21 protein-coding genes are annotated in these 18,617 nt (G+C 47.2%); 12 read left to right on the top strand and 9 right to left on the bottom strand.

Annotated features, from left to right (window positions below; translation table 11 throughout):
- Nucleotides 1-13 precede the first annotated feature (13 nt).
- Nucleotides 14-334 carry an STAS domain-containing protein gene (locus QGP82_RS19585; RefSeq protein WP_163659950.1) on the bottom strand — a complete coding sequence of 107 codons (321 nt, stop codon included), beginning with the start codon at nucleotides 332-334 and terminating at the stop codon, nucleotides 14-16.
- Nucleotides 335-691: 357 nt separating this feature from the next.
- Here QGP82_RS19585 and QGP82_RS19580 point away from each other — a divergent pair, with 357 nt between their 5' ends.
- Complete coding sequence (locus QGP82_RS19580) at nucleotides 692-886, top strand: hypothetical protein (RefSeq protein WP_006516950.1); 195 nt, start codon at nucleotides 692-694, stop codon at nucleotides 884-886.
- An 80-nt stretch (nucleotides 887-966) separates the two neighbouring features.
- On the opposite strand, the gene QGP82_RS19575 is transcribed toward QGP82_RS19580, so the two are convergent.
- A complete protein-coding gene (locus tag QGP82_RS19575; protein WP_163659948.1) occupies nucleotides 967-1,398 on the bottom strand; it encodes a hypothetical protein in 432 nt (143 codons plus the stop codon).
- Nucleotides 1,399-1,797: 399 nt separating this feature from the next.
- Between QGP82_RS19575 and clpS the strand changes: the two genes are divergently transcribed.
- Together clpS and QGP82_RS19565 are read left to right on the top strand one after the other, a co-directional pair.
- The gene (gene clpS, locus QGP82_RS19570) at nucleotides 1,798-2,088 is read left to right on the top strand and encodes an ATP-dependent Clp protease adapter ClpS (protein WP_006516948.1); all 291 of its coding nucleotides are present in this window, start codon (nucleotides 1,798-1,800) and stop codon (nucleotides 2,086-2,088) included.
- 58 nt (nucleotides 2,089-2,146) lie between these two features.
- Complete coding sequence (locus tag QGP82_RS19565; protein ID WP_163659946.1) at nucleotides 2,147-2,998, top strand: CPBP family intramembrane glutamic endopeptidase; 852 nt, start codon at nucleotides 2,147-2,149, stop codon at nucleotides 2,996-2,998.
- Here QGP82_RS19565 and argF read toward each other — a convergent pair.
- Nucleotides 2,979-3,902, bottom strand: coding sequence for an ornithine carbamoyltransferase (gene argF / locus QGP82_RS19560; protein ID WP_163659944.1), 924 nt, complete (start codon nucleotides 3,900-3,902; stop codon nucleotides 2,979-2,981). The two genes, QGP82_RS19565 and argF, sit on opposite strands and share 20 nt — an antisense overlap.
- 106 nt (nucleotides 3,903-4,008) lie before the next feature.
- On the opposite strand from argF, the gene QGP82_RS19555 reads away from it, so the two are divergent.
- The gene (locus QGP82_RS19555; RefSeq protein WP_163659942.1) at nucleotides 4,009-4,623 is read left to right on the top strand and encodes a class I SAM-dependent methyltransferase; all 615 of its coding nucleotides are present in this window, start codon (nucleotides 4,009-4,011) and stop codon (nucleotides 4,621-4,623) included.
- A 41-nt stretch (nucleotides 4,624-4,664) separates the two neighbouring features.
- Here the strand turns inward: QGP82_RS19555 and QGP82_RS19550 are convergent, their stop codons facing one another.
- Nucleotides 4,665-4,994 (bottom strand): hypothetical protein, encoded by a 330-nt coding sequence (locus QGP82_RS19550; RefSeq protein WP_006516944.1) that lies wholly within the window; start codon nucleotides 4,992-4,994, stop codon nucleotides 4,665-4,667.
- Between the two features lie 439 nt (nucleotides 4,995-5,433).
- On the opposite strand from QGP82_RS19550, the gene QGP82_RS19545 reads away from it, so the two are divergent.
- The 7 genes from QGP82_RS19545 to QGP82_RS19515 all read left to right on the top strand — a co-directional run bounded on the left by QGP82_RS19545 (nucleotide 5,434) and on the right by QGP82_RS19515 (nucleotide 13,607).
- A complete protein-coding gene (locus QGP82_RS19545) occupies nucleotides 5,434-6,591 on the top strand; it encodes a DegT/DnrJ/EryC1/StrS family aminotransferase (RefSeq protein WP_163659940.1) in 1,158 nt (385 codons plus the stop codon).
- 29 nt (nucleotides 6,592-6,620) lie between these two features.
- Entirely contained in the window at nucleotides 6,621-7,565 is a 945-nt protein-coding gene (gene crtB, locus QGP82_RS19540) for a cyanoexosortase B (protein WP_163659937.1), read from the top strand.
- Between the two features lie 49 nt (nucleotides 7,566-7,614).
- Nucleotides 7,615-8,304 (top strand): cyanoexosortase B system-associated protein, encoded by a 690-nt coding sequence (locus QGP82_RS19535; RefSeq protein ID WP_499060736.1) that lies wholly within the window; start codon nucleotides 7,615-7,617, stop codon nucleotides 8,302-8,304.
- Between the two features lie 141 nt (nucleotides 8,305-8,445).
- A complete protein-coding gene (locus QGP82_RS19530; protein WP_499060735.1) occupies nucleotides 8,446-9,858 on the top strand; it encodes a polysaccharide biosynthesis/export family protein in 1,413 nt (470 codons plus the stop codon).
- A gap of 180 nt (nucleotides 9,859-10,038) precedes the next feature.
- Entirely contained in the window at nucleotides 10,039-12,252 is a 2,214-nt protein-coding gene (locus tag QGP82_RS19525; protein WP_163659933.1) for a GumC family protein, read from the top strand.
- Nucleotides 12,253-12,492: 240 nt separating this feature from the next.
- Entirely contained in the window at nucleotides 12,493-12,822 is a 330-nt protein-coding gene (locus tag QGP82_RS19520; protein ID WP_006516938.1) for an MgPME-cyclase complex family protein, read from the top strand.
- A 101-nt stretch (nucleotides 12,823-12,923) separates the two neighbouring features.
- A complete protein-coding gene (locus QGP82_RS19515) occupies nucleotides 12,924-13,607 on the top strand; it encodes a hypothetical protein (RefSeq protein WP_499060734.1) in 684 nt (227 codons plus the stop codon).
- Nucleotides 13,608-13,661: 54 nt separating this feature from the next.
- Here the strand turns inward: QGP82_RS19515 and QGP82_RS19510 are convergent, their stop codons facing one another.
- The 3 genes from QGP82_RS19510 to folD all read right to left on the bottom strand — a co-directional run bounded on the left by QGP82_RS19510 (nucleotide 13,662) and on the right by folD (nucleotide 16,018).
- Nucleotides 13,662-14,114, bottom strand: coding sequence for a divergent PAP2 family protein (locus QGP82_RS19510; RefSeq protein ID WP_163659929.1), 453 nt, complete (start codon nucleotides 14,112-14,114; stop codon nucleotides 13,662-13,664).
- Between the two features lie 34 nt (nucleotides 14,115-14,148).
- On the bottom strand, nucleotides 14,149-15,057 hold the full coding sequence (gene crtE / locus QGP82_RS19505) for a geranylgeranyl diphosphate synthase CrtE (RefSeq protein ID WP_499060733.1): 909 nt from the start codon (nucleotides 15,055-15,057) through the stop codon (nucleotides 14,149-14,151).
- Nucleotides 15,058-15,148: 91 nt separating this feature from the next.
- Nucleotides 15,149-16,018 carry a bifunctional methylenetetrahydrofolate dehydrogenase/methenyltetrahydrofolate cyclohydrolase FolD gene (gene folD / locus QGP82_RS19500; protein ID WP_163659925.1) on the bottom strand — a complete coding sequence of 290 codons (870 nt, stop codon included), beginning with the start codon at nucleotides 16,016-16,018 and terminating at the stop codon, nucleotides 15,149-15,151.
- A gap of 308 nt (nucleotides 16,019-16,326) precedes the next feature.
- Between folD and QGP82_RS19495 the strand changes: the two genes are divergently transcribed.
- Nucleotides 16,327-16,689 carry a hypothetical protein gene (locus QGP82_RS19495; protein WP_163702828.1) on the top strand — a complete coding sequence of 121 codons (363 nt, stop codon included), beginning with the start codon at nucleotides 16,327-16,329 and terminating at the stop codon, nucleotides 16,687-16,689.
- A gap of 5 nt (nucleotides 16,690-16,694) precedes the next feature.
- Here QGP82_RS19495 and QGP82_RS19490 read toward each other — a convergent pair whose 3' ends face one another.
- A complete protein-coding gene (locus QGP82_RS19490) occupies nucleotides 16,695-16,970 on the bottom strand; it encodes a hypothetical protein (RefSeq protein WP_163659922.1) in 276 nt (91 codons plus the stop codon).
- Between the two features lie 149 nt (nucleotides 16,971-17,119).
- On the bottom strand, nucleotides 17,120-18,601 hold the full coding sequence (locus tag QGP82_RS19485; protein ID WP_499060732.1) for a carotenoid oxygenase family protein: 1,482 nt from the start codon (nucleotides 18,599-18,601) through the stop codon (nucleotides 17,120-17,122).
- Nucleotides 18,602-18,617 lie beyond the last annotated feature (16 nt).

Genomic DNA, 18,617 nt, shown 5'->3' with positions numbered 1-18,617 from the left:
GCAGTTAATCAATCTAAGCAGCCAGTAAATCTTGACTGTCTATCATTAAAACAGCACGATCAACTTGAGCTAGCTCAAACACGATACGTACGCGAGGAGCAACATCACATAGGCTCAACCGCTTCCGGTGACGCTTAGCTGTGTCACATCCGGCCAACAGTGCGACTAATCCAGAATTATCTACACTGTCTACTGCTGCCATATCGATCGCTACCTCGCTAGCACTTTCAGATGTGATAGCAGTTAGCATTTCCTCTTTAAATGCGTCAGCGTTGGCAGATGTTAAAGCGCCCATAGGTCGCACAACCTGAACTGATGTTTCAACGCTATTCATATTCTGTCTCCTATCAGTTTGATTAGATTAAATTAATTGTCTGACTACGACCTTTCCATATGTTGTTGAAGCTAACTTGGCAAATCTAAGCTTGCCCAGATGCCTACCACCTATTTGTGGAATCTTAATGTCTAGCCCATCTCTTTGAAGTTTCCAGAAAGTTGCTCCATCAAACGGTAGCAACAGCTACGTCATGAGGGTAATGCCCTTGGGTTGGCATGTTGGGTGATGTGGATCACTGAGTTAACTAACTCCAGAAGTTTCACTTGAGATACCCCCAAGTAGTGACAACCATGTTCCAGATGGAAAATGGTCCTTGGAATGTAAATACTGATGCAAAGCCTGCTATAAGTCATCATGCACTCGTTTGCTATTCGCCACCTGGTTGAGAAAGCTCTTTATACAAAGCAGCTAACTCCAGATATTGAAGAACAAATCAACTCCGAGCTTTCACGCCTGGGTTACATATCAGAAGTTGACTATGAAGCCCTCGAACTTCTGATGAGTGAAATGGATGAAGGCCGTATCAAGTTAGTGCCAACTGTTCGATAGTTGGCACCAAAGATATCAATGATATGGATACTGCCCTAATGTTGCACCCATTCAAAACTGATTAAACTGAATCTTATTTTTTATCGTATTGAGAGCAGCTTCGTAGATGACTGAGAAGCATCATTATTTGAGCTCCCAGGGTTCCAACATGTGTGCAGAAAGTGTTGAAAATGCTGCTTCGCCAGATCTTCAGAGTCATTATTGTCTGCGATCCGTAGATAGAAAAGCAAAGCAAAAAAGTCTGTATCGAATGCTAGCTTGAACCTATCCATCGGCCAGACAAGGTCAGGAGCTGTTTTTAGATCGTAGAGGTCTAAGTTACAAGTTTCGGGCTTGGCAGCGGCTTCTGCGATCATCATTTGCTGTTGCCGAGACCCATAGGGAAGATTGCATACCAGCATTAAGGGGCGGCACCACAAGCGTACCGAACCAGCCAATTGAATTGCCTCAGCATAGAGACGCTGATCTAAACATTCCAGGTAAACGATTTGCCCAGGGTTTATGCTAACCATGTTGAAAAAGGAGTTTCAATAAAAACGTTATAGATGGGTCGATACAAGGTGAGCTAAATTCTCAAACCATCACCCTGTAGGGGAAGAAATGGATAAGAGACCATTTATATGGCTCTAGGAGATGAAAAAATTCAAATTTTGTTAAATTAGCTAATAAACTACCATTAAGCGTGTTGAGAAACATTTACTTAGATTATTTCTTTGTTGCTTTTAAAGCTTGTGGTAATTTTCAAGGACATGCAATGCCTTATCCAAAGCTTTGTTTAGAGGTTTATGCCTGAGTTTTTAGATAAGTTCTGGTTAAAATTAAAAACAGTGTGTGTGGCTTGATTAGGAGTGGCACTCCGAGGTAGCCGTCTGTCATAAAGAAATTTGCTTGATTAACGATTGGATAAGGTCATGGTGTCTACTGGGACAATTGAGAAGACAGTTACGTCAAATAAGCGGCAGCATGCTCCTCGCTATAGGGTTTTACTGCACAACGATGATTTCAACTCTATGGAGTATGTAGTGGAATCTTTGGTTAAGACTGTGCCCAGTCTTTCAGTGCCGCAGGCAGTCGATATTATGATGCAGGCCCATAATGCGGGCGTTGGTTTGGTGATTGTTTGTGAGTTAGAACACGCTGAGTTTTATAGTGAAATGCTGCGTTCTAAGGGGCTTACAAGTACTATTGAGCCTGATGAGTAAGACTCAATAGCTTGATTATGATCAGATTTTTTACTCCAACCATGGCTGCTTAACCACAATGGTCAAGCAGATTCAGCTATATCGACGCTTAATGCATGCTCCGTTAGCTTGGCGGATCATCGCTTTCTTGGTGACATTGGTCATTCTATGGACCCCCTTCGCATTAACTTTTTACAGCATAGGAGGTTTGACCGGGCAGTCTGATGTAATGAATGCGCTAGCGTTGATTGCTCTATATGGTTGTTTCCTCGGCCATGCTTGGTTTTGGGGGCGTTGGGGTCATGCTTGGCCTAAGCCTTTTCAAACATATGGGTTAGTCTGCTGTCAGCGCTTCTTTTGCGATTTAGCGTTTGCTGTTGCATTTGGTTTTGCCTTGGTATGTCTCCTATTTGGGATAGAAGTATTGTGTGGTTGGGCCAACTTTCATCCTCAACCTCTAACGAGGATTGCTGTAGAAGGCTTAGCCGTAGGTCTGGCTTTTGGTTTTGCAGAGGAACTGTTATTCCGTGGCTGGTTGCAAACTGAGCTTCAACAAAATTTGCCCAGGTCTCAGGCAATTGTTTGGAGCAGTTTGATTTTTGCTATCGCCCATTTCATTAAGCCATTACCTGACATTTTGAGAACGTCCCCCCAGTTTTTAGGATTGCTTCTCTTGGGACTTATTTTGGGATGTGGGCGCTATCTATATTTTCGGAAGCGCTCTTTTGCCAGTTTAGGGTTGCCAATGGGGTTTCATGGAGGCCTCATATGGGGCTACTACATTGTAGATGTGGGGGATTTAGTTCTTCCCTCAGGGCAGGTACCTGAATGGGTGACGGGCATCCATGGTAATCCTCTCTCTGGAATCCTGGGGATGTCAATTCTAGTTTGTTTGACAGCTTATGTCTGCTTTAAGCTGCGCTCAAAATAGCTGCTAGTAGAGCCTTTTGAGCATGGAGTCGATTTTCAGCTTGGTCCCAAATACGAGATTGGGAGCTTTCCATGACATCGTGGGTAATTTCTTCACCGCGATGAGCTGGTAGACAGTGGAGGACTATGGCCTGCTCGTTAGCCAAATCAAGCATGGCCTGGTTGATTTGATAGGGCTGAAACTTAGGAATTCTAGACTCTGCTTCTGCTTCTTCGCCCATGCTGGCCCACACATCTGTGTAAAGTGCATGGCTTGCTTCTACAGCAGCTTTAGGATCAGTGGTAATAATCACCTCACTACGTCCCTGACTAAGTTCTATTGCTTGCTTCACAACGGTTGGATTAGGGGCGTAGCCATCTGGTGTTGCGACGCGAATATGCACGCCTGCCAGGGCGCAACCTAGCATTAAAGAATGGGCGACATTATTTCCGTCTCCCAGGTAGGACATGGTTAAGTTCTCTAGGGTGCCGAACGCTTCTTTGAGGGTGAGCAGATCTGCCAAAATCTGGCATGGATGTTCCAGATCAGTCAGGGCATTGATCACTGGGATGGAGGCGTATTCAGCAAATTCTTCTATTTCAGATTGTGCAAAGGTACGAATGGCGACTATATCCAGATAGCGATCGAGAACGCGTGCAGTGTCTGCGGTGGGTTCTCCACGCCCTATCTGGGTGACGCCGGCATTGAGATCCAGAACTTGACCGCCCAGTTGATACATGGCCACTGAAAAACTCACACGGGTACGCGTGGATGCTTTGGAAAATACCAAGCCCAGTACCTTGTTCAGGCATTTGGGCCGTTTGGTGCCATCTTTTAGTTGGGCTGCCAAGGCGAGTAGTCCGTGTAGTTCTGTACTGGTTAAATCTGCCATGCTAAGCAGATTCCGTCCCTTCAGTGAGTCCATAGCATCTTTGGTGAAATTGGTAGAGTCAACAAGATACTACTATTTAGCCTGAACAGGCGATATTGATGTTTTAGGGGGATGTCCTAAAAATTTTTGGAGTTAAAGTATGGGCCTTTATTCACGTATAGTTTTTCCGCGCTTACTAGATCTGACAATGTCAGGACAAGAGTTAAATGACTATCGTCAATCCCTACTACAGTCTGTGAAGGGCCAGGTGCTGGAAATTGGCTTTGGCACAGGGTTGAATGTGTCTTATTACAGTGATGAGGTGACAGCGTTAACTGCCATTGATCCTAACGAAGGGATGGCTGCGATCGCAAACCCACGGATTCAAGACTCAACCGTAGATATCACCTTAAAAACAGCCAGTGCTGAGGCGTTACCCATGGCCACTGAAAGCTTTGATGCGGTGGTGTGTACTTGGACTCTGTGCAGCATTCCCAATGTTGAAAAGGCCTTGACGGAGGTGTACAGAGTACTCCGGCCAGGAGGAAAATTTTTCTTTATTGAACATGGTCTAAGTCCAGAACGTGGTGTGGGTACCTGGCAGCGTCGGATTACACCGCTCCAGCGACGTATTGCCGATGGCTGTCGTCTAGACCAACCTATGGCTACCCTCGTTAAGGCTGTTTTTGACCAAATGGAGTGTGAAGAGTTTTATTCCAGGGATTTGCCGAAGCTGATTGGCTATTTCTATAGGGGGATAGCAACTAAGGGGTAACGCTAACCGTCTTGATGTAGATAAGCTTGCTGTATACAAGCTCATGTCTTCCCTTTAAAGATTTGCGCGGTTGCGATCGCAATACGCTCAATATCAGCATTCAATAGCGGTGGCCACTCTACTTTGGCGCGTTTTCCTTGCTCATAGAACTGGCGACCTTCATAAGCGAGTTGATGTAAAGCATAGACTAATGGTCGATCTAACTGCTCAGCAGCTTTTAGGTTTTCTGTAATTGACTTTAAAGCTAGTAGTAACGACGTCACTTGTCCGGGGACTGGCGGTTTATACTGCTGTAGCCGTGCCAAAAATGCATCAGATACGGTCAAATCCGCTTGGGTCATCACCACATGTTGAGCTGTTTTAATATCCATAATATGAGAGGGAAGAGAAACTGGGGCAGCACTCTGCTACTACAGGTTCCGCCCACCATAAGGTTAGAAACGACCATCGTCAATTCTGAAGCAGGGACAAAGGGATTTAACAAGCTTCATAGAGACTTTACGATGTCAATATGCCCAATTCTCAAATTAACAAGAGAAACTGGTGAATAGGGGCACAAATATAGCAAACTGCTGGATGCATATCTCCAAAGGAGAGTCTGCGCCAAGCTTACATATACCAGACCCGTACGACTCCTATAGTTCTTCTATGAAAGCTGTGTATGCAGGTGCGGTGTGATTAACCTGCTGTTTCCACAGGTGTCACTGGGTTTTAATAGGGAACATTTTATAAATGGCAGCTACTCTACCCGACATCTGTTACTAACAACTGTGGGAGCAAGTGCCAATATTGCAGTAGAAAGTTCACATCATGGCTAGTTCACGCTTTGTTCCCTTTGTTGATTTATGCCAACAGCACGACCCATTGCACTCGGAGCTAATGGCGGCGATAGCGGCTGTGGTGGCTCGGGGTGACTATATTCTAGGCGAGTCAGTCGTTCAATTTGAGCAGGCATTTGCCACTGCCTGTAATGCTTGTCATGGTGTGGGGGTGGGGTCAGGTACCGATGCTTTGACCCTGGGGCTCCAGGCCTGCGGTGTAGGACCTGGGGACCAGGTGATTCTGCCGGTTAATACATTTGTCGCCACCTTAATTGGCGTACTTCAGGTTGGAGCCATTCCTGTCTTTGTAGACTGCGATTTAGAGACTGGGTTGATGGATTTGGCTGCCGCAGAACAGGCGATAACTCGAAGAACTCGAGCGATTATTCCGGTTCATCTTTATGGCCAGATGGTCTCTCCTCAAGCTTTGCGCTCCCTGGCTGAGACGTACGACGTGATTATTTTTGAAGATGCTGCCCAGGCGCACGGCGCAGAACGTGAAGGAAAGAAGGCCGGTAGTGTTGGCTTGGCAGCTGCCTTTAGCTTCTATCCCAGTAAAAACTTGGGAGCTATGGGAGATGGCGGCATGGTCACGACGCAAAATGACCTCGTTGCTCAAACGGTCAGATCGTTGCGTAATTATGGGTCTACCCGTAAGTACTATCACACGGATCCTGGTGGGACTAACAGCCGTCTCGATACGCTACAGGCAGCAATACTACAGATAAAGCTAGCGTATTTGGCGTCATGGAATTGCGATCGCAACCGTCTCGCAAAACTTTATGACGATGCCCTAAAACCCCTGGCTAACTATGGCTTAGTCCCTATGCTGAATCAGAGCGGCAGTGGTCATGTCTATCACCTCTATGTTATCCGCTTAACCCAAGACTGCTCAATTGACCGCACCCGTTTACAGCAGGAATTGGCTACCTGTGAAATTCAATCTGGCATTCACTACCCAGTGCCTTGTCACCTACAGCCTGCGTTTCATAACCTGGGTTATCGCGCTGGTGACTTTCCCGTTGCTGAACAGCTGAGTCAAGAGATTTTATCACTACCCATGTATCCCGGCATGAGTAACGACCAACTACAGTATGTTGTGGAGACCATTGCCGGGGGTGTCCAAGCTTGTCCAGTCTTGATTTAAACCCATAAGAGCAGCGGATATACCCAACTATGATTAGTATTTCTCAATCCAAAGCGTCGCGATGGGCACTTGAGCTTATAGTGATTAGCTGTTTAGTGATTCTTTATGGACCCTTGCTCTATCACTGGGTATGGGATGGTTGGATTAACAAGAATATTAGTATTCAGCATGAATACTTTAGCCACGGCATCTTAGGCATTCCCTTGGCTTGTAAACTCGTTTGGGATAAACGCCAAGACTGGAAAAAGTTGGGTGATGTTTGCCACTGGGCAGGTCTGCTGTGTCTGGCCATAGCCCTGGTGTTTTATACCAGCGGGGTGATAGATGCGGTGAATATATCGTTGCCCCTGATACTGACAGGCTTGCTTTTGTGTCTCAAAGGCCCGTCAGGTTTAAAACTGATGCTGTTCCCCCTGGTACTGATCATTTTTTCTACCCCGACACAGCTGCCCTATCTAATTGAGCCTCATATCTTGCCGCTACAACGATTTATTGCCACCGTGGCCGGAACTATTTTGCACGGTCTTGGTTATGAGGTGGAAGTCAATAACATTTATCTCAGCATGAATCAGCAACTGGTAGAGGTTGCCCCTCACTGTGCAGGCTTAAAGATGCTGTTCACCAGCCTGTACATGGGTCTGGTTCTTACCTATTGGACCGGTCTAAATTGCTCAAGGTTGCGCACAGGAGTTTTTTTTGTGGGCATCATTTCAGTAAGTGTCATCGGTAATATCCTCCGTAATACAATTCTGACTTTCTTTCATGGCAACAGTATGTCAGAGGCTTTTCACTGGCTCCATGACAGCTGGGGCGGCGATGTGTATTCTGCGATTATGTTAGGCTCTCTGGTTTTAATAGTGAATGCTATCCAAAGCCATGTGCCAGAAAGTGTATCCATGAAAACTGTGGCACTCGAAAATGTCCATACAGATGGCAGTCAACCTGCTCAGCAGATGCCTCCCGTCGATTTTTAGCTCGATGTTCCAAGTGTTCACAAAGCTTTTCTCGGGATGTTCGTAACCAATGGCTTTGTCCTTATTGTCTGCAAACTCTAAATCTAGACCTTGGCTAAGGTGGCTAGTCGTAGCGTTACTAGCCGCCATTATTGCCGCCGTTGCCATTCCTCGGTATTTAGGTCAGTGGCCTTGGCACTCACCTCCCGGTGTTGCCCAAATTCGCGATATTCGAGAGCTGAAAGAAACGGGACTTACCTTAAAGGGATGGTCTCAAGATTTCCAACAGAAAATCACCATGGGTGGTTCTCAGTGGTCAGTACAGCAATTGACCCATAGCGATAATGCCACCTCAGAACAAATGGTACTCTTCCTAAAACCCCAGGGGCAGGCAGAGGACCAGCCTCAAGTTGAATGGATTGATTTAAAGGGGGCCCAAAAATGGCAAACTTCTAACCCTCGTCGCTTACGTATAGGAAAGCTAAGCATAGATACGTTTCGAGCTTGGACATCCAACCAAACCTTTGCAGTAGCTCAATGGTATGCACTACCCAAAGGTGGTCATCCTGCTCCCCATCATTGGTTTTGGAGAGATCAAAAATATCAGTGGACTCGAGGCGAACGTCTGCCGTGGGTTGCAGTAAGTCTACTGGTACCGATGCCTCCCCTTGGGGACGTCTCACTCTTCTATGCTGACTTAGAAAGTTTGAGTCAATTAGTGCAAACAGCTTTAGAAGAGGCTGTGTTGACCGCAGTGTAGCCTCTCATTTCATGTCCGCAAACACGGGAATGCATCAACCTATGACGGTACAGCAGATGAGCTAAAGTAGCTACATTGAAAAACCTATGGTTTTCGTGAACTAGCTTTATTTCAAATACGTTTTGTTAATTTTGAGTTGGTATGGTTCTTATCAAAAATGCCAAGGTTTCCCATAGCCCCTGGGATAAGAAGTTCAGCCTGCTAGCTGGGCAACTGTTGCTCAGTACCGTTATTTGGAATCTTTGGCAGAATCCAAGCGTAGCGCAGTTAGCTCCTCTTCCATCAGACACCTCAACAGAGGATGCTGTCCCTATGGATACACCTGAGGAGGATATTGATGAATCTTCCCTGGCTGATGAAGCTGTAGGACCCGAACTCCCGTCGGTGGAAGTCTTAGAGAGCCGCCCAACCTTAGAAGACTTAGATCCTCGCATTCGAACAGGTTCGACTCCAGGATCGGTTGAGCGTAACTTTGATCAGTATCGCTTAGGGCCTGGAGACGGTATTTTTGTTAGTGTTCAACGGTTTCCTGATCTGTCATTTCAAGCAACCCTTGATCAGCAAGGCAACGTGATTTTACCCATTGAGGGCGCTGTGTCTTTGGAAGGCCTCACTCTCAATGAAGCTGAAAATAGAATTCGTGCCGTCTACAACCAATATGTAGTGCTTTCCGAAGTGCGTTCTGTCGGTTTGGCGAATGCTCTTCAGGGGGTACCATATCAGGTCTCAGAGGTCGAACTTAACCGCCGTATTGTTCCCAACTATCAAGCTCTGCGAGCCAATGATCCAAGAAACTATCGGGTCCCTGATGTTACCTTAACGTTGACTGCCCAGCGTGGGGTAGAAGTCATCATGTTAGGAGAAATTGAACGCCCAGGACTCTACCCCTTGGAAGCTCCACGGGTGACTGCCGCCCTCTTGGCTGCTGGTGGTGCTCGTAGTACAGCCGATTTGCGCGAGATACGTATTCAGCGACGTTTGCCTGATAACAGCGTCATTGAAAAGACAGTAGATCTTTACACGCCCGTTCGAGATGGTTTACCTTTTCCCGAGGAGCGCTTAGAGAATGGAGATATCGTTATTATTTCTCGTCTTGATCCGGCGCAAACCCAAGACTATGACGTCAACTTTGTTACCCGTTCTACCCTAGCTCAGCCTGAGATCCTGGTGCGAGTGATTAACTACCCTAGAGGCTCTGTCGGCGGACAACGTTTGCCGAACGGCAGTACATTTGTTGATGCCTTGGTGGGCAATGCTGCCAGGGGGGGGAATGGTATTGGTATCCCTCTGAATCAAGCTAACCTCAGTTCAGTGGCTCTAATTCGCTTTGATCCAGAGCAAGGTGAAGCTGTTGTCACCAAGTTAAACGCCAAAGAGGCCATCCATGGAGATCCCACACAGAATCCCCCACTCAGGGATAACGATGTGATTGTGGTTGGTAGGAACTTTATTAACCGAATTACCTTTGCCATAGATACGATTACGCAACCTTTTCAAGATATTCTCAGCTTTGTACTCTTTTTCGATGGCATTTTTGATCGCGACATCTTTTGATTAGTCGTTGTCCGTATTCACAGCATGCCCTAGCAAAGAGGTATCCATTTGGTGATTGAGCTATGATTGCCTTAACTGTCTGGATTAGTAGCCTAGATTTCTGAAAAATTACTGACTGTCACCTGAGCAAATGATTCAGGCCATTGCCTTCCCTTAGTTCTCTTTATCCGATGAGTGCCCATGGTATCTCCTATTTTTAAGCGGTATCTATTAGCTGTTCAGCGATATAAGTGGGCTGGACTGACCTGTTTATTGTCAATTGTTGGTGCTTCGGGGGTTGTAGCTCTACAGCCGCCCCCGCCAGTTGAGTACTATGCCGAGGGAACACTGGTTGATAATGCTCCCTTGGTTTCACTTACTAATACGGCAGACACTATTGATCAGCTTGGGAGGGGCATCATTAGTAAGGATCAGCTGCTATCTGAGGTCTTGCTGAAAGAGGTGTCTAGACAGCTGGGGACAAGAGGTATCGATCTGACACCAGGGGAGATTCGTAGAAATACGACGGTGACAGTCAGTGGTGGCAAAAAGGGTGAGACTGGCCTTCGGGCAGATGTTAGCTTTATTCATGCTGACGAAGAGACGGCAACGGTTGTGCTAAACACACTCTTCCAGGGCATGGTTGAGCTAAGTCGTGTCCGTAATAAAGCCCGTCTGCAAGCTATTATTGATGCTTTGAACGAGCGCCTACCACCCATTGAAACCGCCCTCAGGCAAGCGGAACAAACTTTAGAGCAATATGACCGTCAGGAAGGACCAGCCATTCAAGCTGCATTAGATGGCAGTTTGTTGGGGCAAATTTCAGGTAGCCAACAGCAAATTCGGCAGAATGAAATCACCCTGGCTGGTATTGATACTCAAATTCGTAGTCTAGAACAACGGTTGGGACTGACTGCTGATGAAGCCTATGTGTCTTCAGCTTTAAGTGCTGACCCGCTAATTGCTAATTTGCGAGCGCAAATCTATCAGGCTGAAAATGAGTTAAATATATTGCAAGCGTCAGATTATCGTGAAGATCATCCTATAGTTGTGGAATCTCTACGGAACTATAGTGCATTGCAATCACAGCTCAGTCGTCGGGTAAACGATGTTCTGTCTGGTGATGGTCAAACGGCTGCTTTGCCTTCTGGCATTGTTAACATCAATAGTAATTTAGACCCTGCCCGAGCTGGTTTGGCCAACCAGTTGGTCAATTTGCAAACGGAACGGGATACTCTGATCAGTCAGAGTCAAGTTTTGGCCCTATCGGCTCGAGACTTGCGCCAGCAGTATTCCAGTTTACCTAATAAGCAGTTGGAGCGTGAGCGTTTGGCCTATCAGGTGGGCCTGAAAAAGGCACTTTATGATCAGATCCAAGCTCGAATTGTCGATGCGGAAGCTGCGGAGGCTGAAACGGTTAGTAGTTTAACTGTGGCGAGTCCTCCTACCGCTGTTATTAACGAACCTGAAAAGCCAAACCCTGCTACCATTCTCCTGATAGGAGGCTTGCTGGGGCTTGTTTCAGGTGGTGGAATCATCTTCCTATTGGATATGCTAGACGGCACTATCCGTACGCCCGAAGATTTGGAAAAACTGTTGCGCGATCAGGATATGCCAATATTAGGGGCTGTCCCAGTTATTCGTACACGCCCAGCTAAAGCGGCACCCATTTTGGTGCAGTCCGATTCTCAGTATCACAGTAGCTATGAACGCTGTTTGAGCAAGTTGCGTTTGACAGGCTTTGAAGATAGTGTAATTGGTCCTCGTGTGGTGTTAGTGACCAGCACGATTAGTAATGAAGGTAAGAGTATTACGGCCTATAATCTGGCAATTGCAGCTGCTCAAGCGGGGCGTCGTACCCTTCTAGTGGAAGCTGATTTGCGTTCCGGCTCTAAGGCTCAATATTTAGGATTAGTGAATGATGATCAAGTTTTGATGGAACCGCTACGCTATTACGGTGGCAGTATTGGTGACAATGTGCGTATGGTGCCATTTGTCGAAAACTTGTATGTGTCGCCTAGTCCTGGTCCTCAGCGTCAAGCTGCTGCCATTCTTGAATCAAGCGAGATGCGTCGTTTCCTAGACGATGCGCGTGAGCGGTTTGATATGGTTATCTTAGATACGCCGTCTTTGAGTCGTGTTGATGATGCTTTATTGCTAGAAGAGCAAACCGACGGCATGATATTGGTGGCGCGGCCTGGTGTAACAGAAAGAGCTGTTTTAAATACAGCACTTGAGGAGCTAGATCTCAACGAAGATATCCGCTTGTTGGGCGTCTTAATTAATGGCGCTAATGTCACTCTTCAAGACGAAATTGACGATGACGATTATCAAGATGATGATGAGCGTTATTTCCTTGAAGAAGATGAACAGGATACTCCTCGAGAAGTCGCTACAGCACGGATCGATTTCTAGAGATCAGTCGGATCTTCAAAGGCTAACGATACGAGGTGGTTGGCTACGCTGATATTGGAACAGACATAAGTATGTTCTAGTTTCTAACGTTATCAACAAGTCAGGCTTGTATAGGTTGGCTGCGTACAAGGTTTAATTACAGAAAATAACAGTGGTTCTGCATTCCCTGTTAGAATCCTGTCTATTGGATTTGAAATCTGACCTTACGGGGTCATTACTTTTGGTGGTTTTATAAGACAGATGACAACATACTATTACGCTGTAGCCAGCCAGCGCTTTTTACTGGAAGAAGAGCCCCTGGAAGAAGTTCTTAAGGAACGGCGACGTTATTATCAAGAACAAGAAAAAGAGATTGATTTTTGGTTAATTAAGCAGCCTGCTTTTCTGGAGGCATCTGAACTAGAGGCTGTTAAGGTAAGTTGCCCACAACCTTCAGCAGCCATAGTTTCCACTGATAAGGTGTTTATTACCTGGCTGAAGTTGCGACTTGAGTATATTGCCACTGGGGAGTTTGAGACTCCGTTGACCTCCGTTAACGATCCGCTTGCTTCCTTAGCTGCTGCTGCATAATTGGCATACAAATCATATTCACGCTATAACTCTGGGGTATTTTCTATCCGAACAACAGCTTTGGGGTACGAGTGCGGTTGAGTTAGCTAGGAGGTTTAGCTATGGGGTATCGGTGGTTAAGTGGAGCCATGCTTATTCTCCTTAGCAGTGGTGTGCAAGGGATAGCTCAGAGTTATCCTGACTGTCCACCCCCTGCAAGTGGAGAATATTTATTGCTTGTGCGTGGTTCTGATGCGGAGACTCGCGATCGCACTATCTCCGTCCTCCCGGTCGATAAGCCCACTCTGGTGTGTAACTATTTGGACGATACCGTCATTCGTGCTGGTGGTTTCACGTCCCTGGAGGTAGCTAATTCTTGGGCACTGTACCTCAACGATATTGAAGAACTTGAGACTGTTGTTGTTGAGTCATCCACTGCAACGCAAGAGCCAGTGGTGGATGACTCAGCAACATCCTCTACTACTGCTGAGCAGGAGCCAGTGACAGGGCCTATTGTAGCTGCTACGCCTGTTGCAGACCTGCAATCTCAGTATCAGCCAACATTGTTGGGTGAGGGGGTGGCCGTCCTGGTGGACTATCAGCAAAATCCTGAGATTGGACGTAATTTGGCCCAACAAGGAAGCGTGGGCTTAGCAGTTTATCTCCAGCAGCCCTATCTGTTAGTGCTGCATACAACCGATTCATCGGCGGCGGCAGCAAGATTACAACAGCTAGTTGATAGCGGCCTAACGTCCTTCTTAGTAAATGGAGAAAAGGTCATCCGACTGACCGATACAATTCAGTAATTCCTAACAGTCGCTCATAGGCAAGCCGAGTCGCTTTTTGATAAGCTACCAACCCTAATAGGTCGGTGCTGCTAATAGCCAAATAAACACACCTAAGGCCGCACCGGCAATTACTTGTAAAGGTGTATGGCCTAGGAGTTCTTTGAGCCGATCTTCTTGAAATTCATGATCGTTAAAGAACTCATCTACAATTTGGTTGAGGACCCGTGCTTGTTTGCCAGCAGCCTGGCGAACTCCAGCAGCGTCATACATAACAATGACGGCAAATACGGCAGTCACAGCAAATGCTGGACTGGACCAGCCGATGGTCTGGCCAATGCCGCAGGTGAGCGCAGTGACTAAAGCTGAGTGAGAGCTGGGCATGCCGCCTGTTTCGACCAGAACACGAAAGTTCAAGCGATGGTGGGTAATAGCCTCAATGATAAGCTTGAGTAACTGGGCGCTTAAGCAAGCAACTAGGGATACGACAAGAACGTGGTTCTGGAGAATCTCGATAAAGGTTTCCATATAAGTATATTCAATTCAATAATTCAACGAGATATTAGTGAGTGCGCGCAGTGATAAAGTCTGCGATCGCAACCAGAGGTCGTTTCAGGGGGCCAAACGGTTCCAGCTCTTCTTTAGCTGCCTGGATCAGGTCGTCAGCCTTCTTTCTTGATTCATCTAGTCCCCAAATGCTTGGATAGGTTGCCTTTTGAGCCTGAATATCTTTGCCAATCGATTTGCCCAGTTCTTCTTGGGTCGAGGTAACATCTAGGACATCATCCACAATTTGAAACGCTAGACCAATATTCTGAGCATAGCGAGAAAGACGCTCAATGGTGTCATTGTCAGCTCCTGCGAGGACCGCCCCTGAGACCACAGAAACCTCAAGCAATGCTGCAGTTTTATGTATGTGGATAAAGTTGAGGGTTTCAATTGATGTGTCGGGTTTGCCTTCGGAAGCCAAATCAACAATTTGGCCGCCCACAAGACCAGCAGCCCCTACGGCGTGCCCTAGTCGGCGGATAACGTCTAACACTGCTGTTGCCGGAACATCCTCAGTGCGGTCAGCAATGAATTCAAAGGCATAGGCTAGGAGGGCATCACCTGCCAAAATTGCCACATCGTCACCATAAACCTTGTGGTTGGTCAGTTTACCCCGACGATAGTTGTCATTGTCCATGGCCGGTAGATCATCGTGGATTAGCGACATGGTGTGGACCATTTCTAGCGCACAGGCTGTGGGCATGGCTTGGGCGCTCGTCCCTCCCACCAATTCGCAGGTTGCCAAACAGAGAATTGGCCGTAACCGCTTACCCCCGGCCATCACTGAGTAGCGCATTGACTCATAAATGACTTCGGGATAGACCACCGCTAATGACTGATCGAGAGCAGCCTCAACATCAGCCCCCTTAGTGGCCAGGTAGGAGTTGAGGTCAAAATCAACATTGACATCGGTGGGCATCATGGTTATAGAAAACGAATTTATGGAGCAGTCAACACCACAGCAATGGCAAATGAGATCGCGTGGCGTTAAAAACGAAAAGGCTAACTATTAATTAACCATTAAATCGTTTACGGTAGCTTAATACTGTATTGTGCAACAACATGGTCACTGTCATGGGGCCAATTCCACCGGGTACGGGGGTAATTGCTCCAGCTAGGGGCTCCACACTGGCAAAATCAACATCTCCAACCAGTCGAGATTTGCCTGACTCGGCATCCTGAATACGATTAATTCCCACATCAATCACAGTGGCTCCTGGTTTGACCCAATCAGCACCGATCATATTGGGGCGGCCCACAGCCGCAACTAAAATATCTGCCTGACGGCATAGTTCAGCTAAATCTTGTGTTCGAGAGTGGGCAATCGTGACCGTGGCATTTGCCTCTAGCAACATGAGGGCCATCGGTTTACCGACTAAGATGCTACGCCCTAATACAACAGCCTTTTTCCCGGCTGGTTCAATGTTGTACTCCTTCAGGACAGCCATGACGCCAGCGGGAGTGCAGCTGCGCAGGCCAGATTCTCCACGTATCAGCCGCCCCATATTTTCAGGATGCAATCCATCAGCATCCTTAGCCGGATCGATGCGATTAAGCAGTGCTACAGCATCTATATGGTCAGGTAGAGGTAGCTGAACTAAAATGCCATCTACTCGGTCATCTTGATTCAGCTGGTCAATTATTTCAGCGACCGTCGCTTGAGACGTGTCAGCAGGTAAATGGGAGCCAAAAGATGCAATTCCTAGCCGTTCGCAGGCCCGTTCTTTATTTCTGACGTAAGCGGCACTGGCGGGATGGTCACCTACCATTAGTACGGCTAAGCCAGGTGGTCTGTCCCTATGCTCACTGTCATGATTAATGTTGGCTGCGAGCTGGGATTGAATTTTGTTGGCAAGTGCTTTGCCATCTAACCGCTGGGCCATGAAATTTTTACTAACTTTATCGGCGACTTTACCGATGCAGCTAGTCAATTAGGGGATACTAGCCACATTGGCTCTATCCAGAGTACCAAAGGCTACTCCTTGACCCAAATGCGAGCGTTTCAAGTCAACATGGCCTGCTTGATAACTGATAAACAAAACCAATATGCATTCGTTGCACAGCCTTTCCTAAATTGACTGATGCTCGAATGCTTTGATTGGACCCTGACAGACGTGAACCCTGACAGACTCCTTTTGCAATGCGTTTTTTAAATTACAGACTGATTATATTCAGCCTCGGAATCAGCTTCATGGCGATCTGTTCCGCTTGTCAATCCCCATCGGGTGGCCAAGTGCCCGTTATCTCTCTGCCTCAATCAACGGTTACGATTGATTCCCTGCGTCAACCCCAGCGTGTTGAGCGGTCGGTTCCTCTCCAAGGCTCGGTAAAGCAACATCTAACGATTTTGAATGGCTGGCTATATCAGATTGATGATGGCACCGGGCAGGTGTGGATCTTGACTCAACAAGAGCCACCTGCTGTCGGTAAGCAAGTATATGTGGAGGGCTTGCTGCGTTACGAAGCGATTCCTATCAATGGAGCTGATGTCGGGGATTATTATTTAGAAGAAGAACAGCGAGAGCTACAGCAGCTATCTGAAGATGTGTCTTAATCGCATCAAGATTGCGACCCCGCAAGGGTTCTTAAATGAATGGGAGTTACTGCATCGTTAGAGGGTACGGCGTGGTACATGTCATTGGCGATCAAGTAGCGATCTAGGATGGCCTGGGCATCGTCGGCGGATTTGAGCTGATAGGTTACAAAAAAGCGATAAGATGCTTGGCCTGGAGTAAACGCATGGCTATCTTCCCAGACATCAAGACAGATGCCTTGTTGATTGGTGCGCAAGCGGTAGTTCAAGGTTTTGTTACCTGATGTTGGGTTAGAATTCATCGTCGGTACGGGTGTTATTTGTCACTTGGTTACACTACGCATAGTGCCCGTCTGTTGCCAGGCTTCAACTTTCTGGTGCCACAAATCGGCACGATCCCTGATTAAGGGAGACGGTGAGAAGCCTGGGTATTGGTAAAAACCGTTGTGTTCTACGCAGGTATCACAAAATCCTGCGTGAAATTACCATGCAATCCGTAGGGCACATGATGGGGGAGCTTCAGTGTGGCTACCGGACCTTGTGTCACATGTTGAGCATCTAAAATTGCTAGCTCTGAGCAACCGCGTTCGGCATTGTAAAACTGACTTAAAATCCAGCCATCATCTTCAACTGTGCTATTGGGACGCGGCACAAAGATCGGTTCACCGGCAAAGCCGCGGGGGGCAAAACTCCAAATCTCTTCTTTGCCAGTGGCTAAATCCCGTTTAAGTACAGCCTGGAGAGGGGCATTACCTTGGGGCTGATGGGCAACACCAATGTATAAATAGCGGTAGGGACGACCCACGTTGTTGGGGTTTAGGTCAGGAAACTCGCAACCGCGCTCAATTAAACAGTCCGCTTGGCTAGTCTCTGTGGTCAGGTCTAATTCAAAACGCCATAGCTGTCCTTCAGGAATTCGACTAAAATCAGCTTCTAAGTAGTTTTCTGCACCTTTAAGATCGGGAAATTCTTGATAGCAAACGGAATCTAAGTAGAGCTTGCCATCAGCCTCGAACGCATTGGCATGATGGAAAACAAAGCAGGGTTGCAGATCAACTGTTTGAATGGGGCTGATGCCATCGCGGGGAATAACAATGGCTCGTGTGGGTTGTTTCTCATTGAACTGAATACATTCAGCAGCTCCTTTGATGCCTGCCAGGTAAGGTATGGGATTAAAGCTCACCGGGTTTTGAAAGAAGATGCAGTAGTTCGGGGTGATGGCGAAGTCGTGCAGAAACGCGAACCCTGGAATATTGCGGCGGTGAGTATGCACCAGGCGGCCTTTTGGATCAAATTCGTAGAGGGTAATGGTGCTAGATAGTCCCGTTTTAACGCCGAAGTTGACCAGGCAGGGTTGGTTGTTGGTGCGATCGCAACTTGGATCAATCCGTGGATGGGCAGAAAAAGCTTCCCCCGGTTTGAGCACACCGTCTAAGTAATCCAGACCCAGGGTGTCTAATGTCTCAGGATTGAGTCGATGGGGTTCCGCTGCTTCCCATAGGGCCAGCAATTTTTCGCCCCAATAAATCACATTGGTATTGGCGATGTTCTTGAGGCGTAAATCAAAGGCATTGGCCATGGGACCACCGGGTTTTTGGGTACCAAATACACCGCGATAGAGAGGTTTTCCAGCAGCTCGTTCTTTGACATAACCCTCGGTACGTACAAAGCGATTGCGAAAATAGGCTTTGCCTTGGGCAATAGAGATGGCCGTAATCATGCCATCGCCATCGAAAGGATGGTGTACAGGATAACCGTTAACATCGAGTAATCCTGGGCCATTCCGAAAGAGTGTTCCTTCTAGTTCAGCGGGAATGGTGCCATCAATGTCTTCAATTGCATAGGCATACTCATTGGGCTGTGAACGATAGCCGCTACGCCAATCGTCCATGTCAAAGCTAGTGGAAGCACTGGGAGATGAGAGAGTCTGCATAGGAAGAGGTAATTGA

Source organism: Leptothoe sp. LEGE 181152 (genome assembly GCF_032906605.1).
GTDB classification, from domain to species: Bacteria; Cyanobacteriota; Cyanobacteriia; order Phormidesmidales; family Phormidesmidaceae; genus Leptothoe; species Leptothoe turfae.
The sequence above is the reverse complement of the archived record's forward strand: the minus strand, read 5'-3'. Positions and strand labels throughout refer to the sequence as shown.

What these genes read in the sequence shown, in the direction of transcription:
- QGP82_RS19520 (WP_006516938.1), top strand. Translation starts at nt 12,493, where the DNA reads ATGACAACATACTATTACGCTGTAGCCAGCCAGCGCTTTTTACTGGAA.
- QGP82_RS19510 (WP_163659929.1), bottom strand. Translation starts at nt 14,114, where the DNA reads ATGGAAACCTTTATCGAGATTCTCCAGAACCACGTTCTTGTCGTATCC.
- QGP82_RS19585 (WP_163659950.1), bottom strand. Translation starts at nt 334, where the DNA reads ATGAATAGCGTTGAAACATCAGTTCAGGTTGTGCGACCTATGGGCGCT.
- QGP82_RS19490 (WP_163659922.1), bottom strand. Translation starts at nt 16,970, where the DNA reads ATGAATTCTAACCCAACATCAGGTAACAAAACCTTGAACTACCGCTTG.
- QGP82_RS19550 (WP_006516944.1), bottom strand. Translation starts at nt 4,994, where the DNA reads ATGGATATTAAAACAGCTCAACATGTGGTGATGACCCAAGCGGATTTG.
- QGP82_RS19565 (WP_163659946.1), top strand. Translation starts at nt 2,147, where the DNA reads ATGGTCAAGCAGATTCAGCTATATCGACGCTTAATGCATGCTCCGTTA.
- QGP82_RS19575 (WP_163659948.1), bottom strand. Translation starts at nt 1,398, where the DNA reads ATGGTTAGCATAAACCCTGGGCAAATCGTTTACCTGGAATGTTTAGAT.
- argF (WP_163659944.1), bottom strand. Translation starts at nt 3,902, where the DNA reads ATGGACTCACTGAAGGGACGGAATCTGCTTAGCATGGCAGATTTAACC.
- clpS (WP_006516948.1), top strand. Translation starts at nt 1,798, where the DNA reads ATGGTGTCTACTGGGACAATTGAGAAGACAGTTACGTCAAATAAGCGG.
- QGP82_RS19485 (WP_499060732.1), bottom strand. Translation starts at nt 18,601, where the DNA reads ATGCAGACTCTCTCATCTCCCAGTGCTTCCACTAGCTTTGACATGGAC.
- QGP82_RS19525 (WP_163659933.1), top strand. Translation starts at nt 10,039, where the DNA reads ATGGTATCTCCTATTTTTAAGCGGTATCTATTAGCTGTTCAGCGATAT.
- crtE (WP_499060733.1), bottom strand. Translation starts at nt 15,057, where the DNA reads ATGATGCCCACCGATGTCAATGTTGATTTTGACCTCAACTCCTACCTG.
- crtB (WP_163659937.1), top strand. Translation starts at nt 6,621, where the DNA reads ATGATTAGTATTTCTCAATCCAAAGCGTCGCGATGGGCACTTGAGCTT.
- QGP82_RS19515 (WP_499060734.1), top strand. Translation starts at nt 12,924, where the DNA reads ATGGGGTATCGGTGGTTAAGTGGAGCCATGCTTATTCTCCTTAGCAGT.
- QGP82_RS19535 (WP_499060736.1), top strand. Translation starts at nt 7,615, where the DNA reads ATGGCTTTGTCCTTATTGTCTGCAAACTCTAAATCTAGACCTTGGCTA.
- QGP82_RS19555 (WP_163659942.1), top strand. Translation starts at nt 4,009, where the DNA reads ATGGGCCTTTATTCACGTATAGTTTTTCCGCGCTTACTAGATCTGACA.
- folD (WP_163659925.1), bottom strand. Translation starts at nt 16,018, where the DNA reads ATGGCCCAGCGGTTAGATGGCAAAGCACTTGCCAACAAAATTCAATCC.
- QGP82_RS19580 (WP_006516950.1), top strand. Translation starts at nt 692, where the DNA reads ATGCACTCGTTTGCTATTCGCCACCTGGTTGAGAAAGCTCTTTATACA.
- QGP82_RS19530 (WP_499060735.1), top strand. Translation starts at nt 8,446, where the DNA reads ATGGTTCTTATCAAAAATGCCAAGGTTTCCCATAGCCCCTGGGATAAG.
- QGP82_RS19545 (WP_163659940.1), top strand. Translation starts at nt 5,434, where the DNA reads ATGGCTAGTTCACGCTTTGTTCCCTTTGTTGATTTATGCCAACAGCAC.
- QGP82_RS19495 (WP_163702828.1), top strand. Translation starts at nt 16,327, where the DNA reads ATGGCGATCTGTTCCGCTTGTCAATCCCCATCGGGTGGCCAAGTGCCC.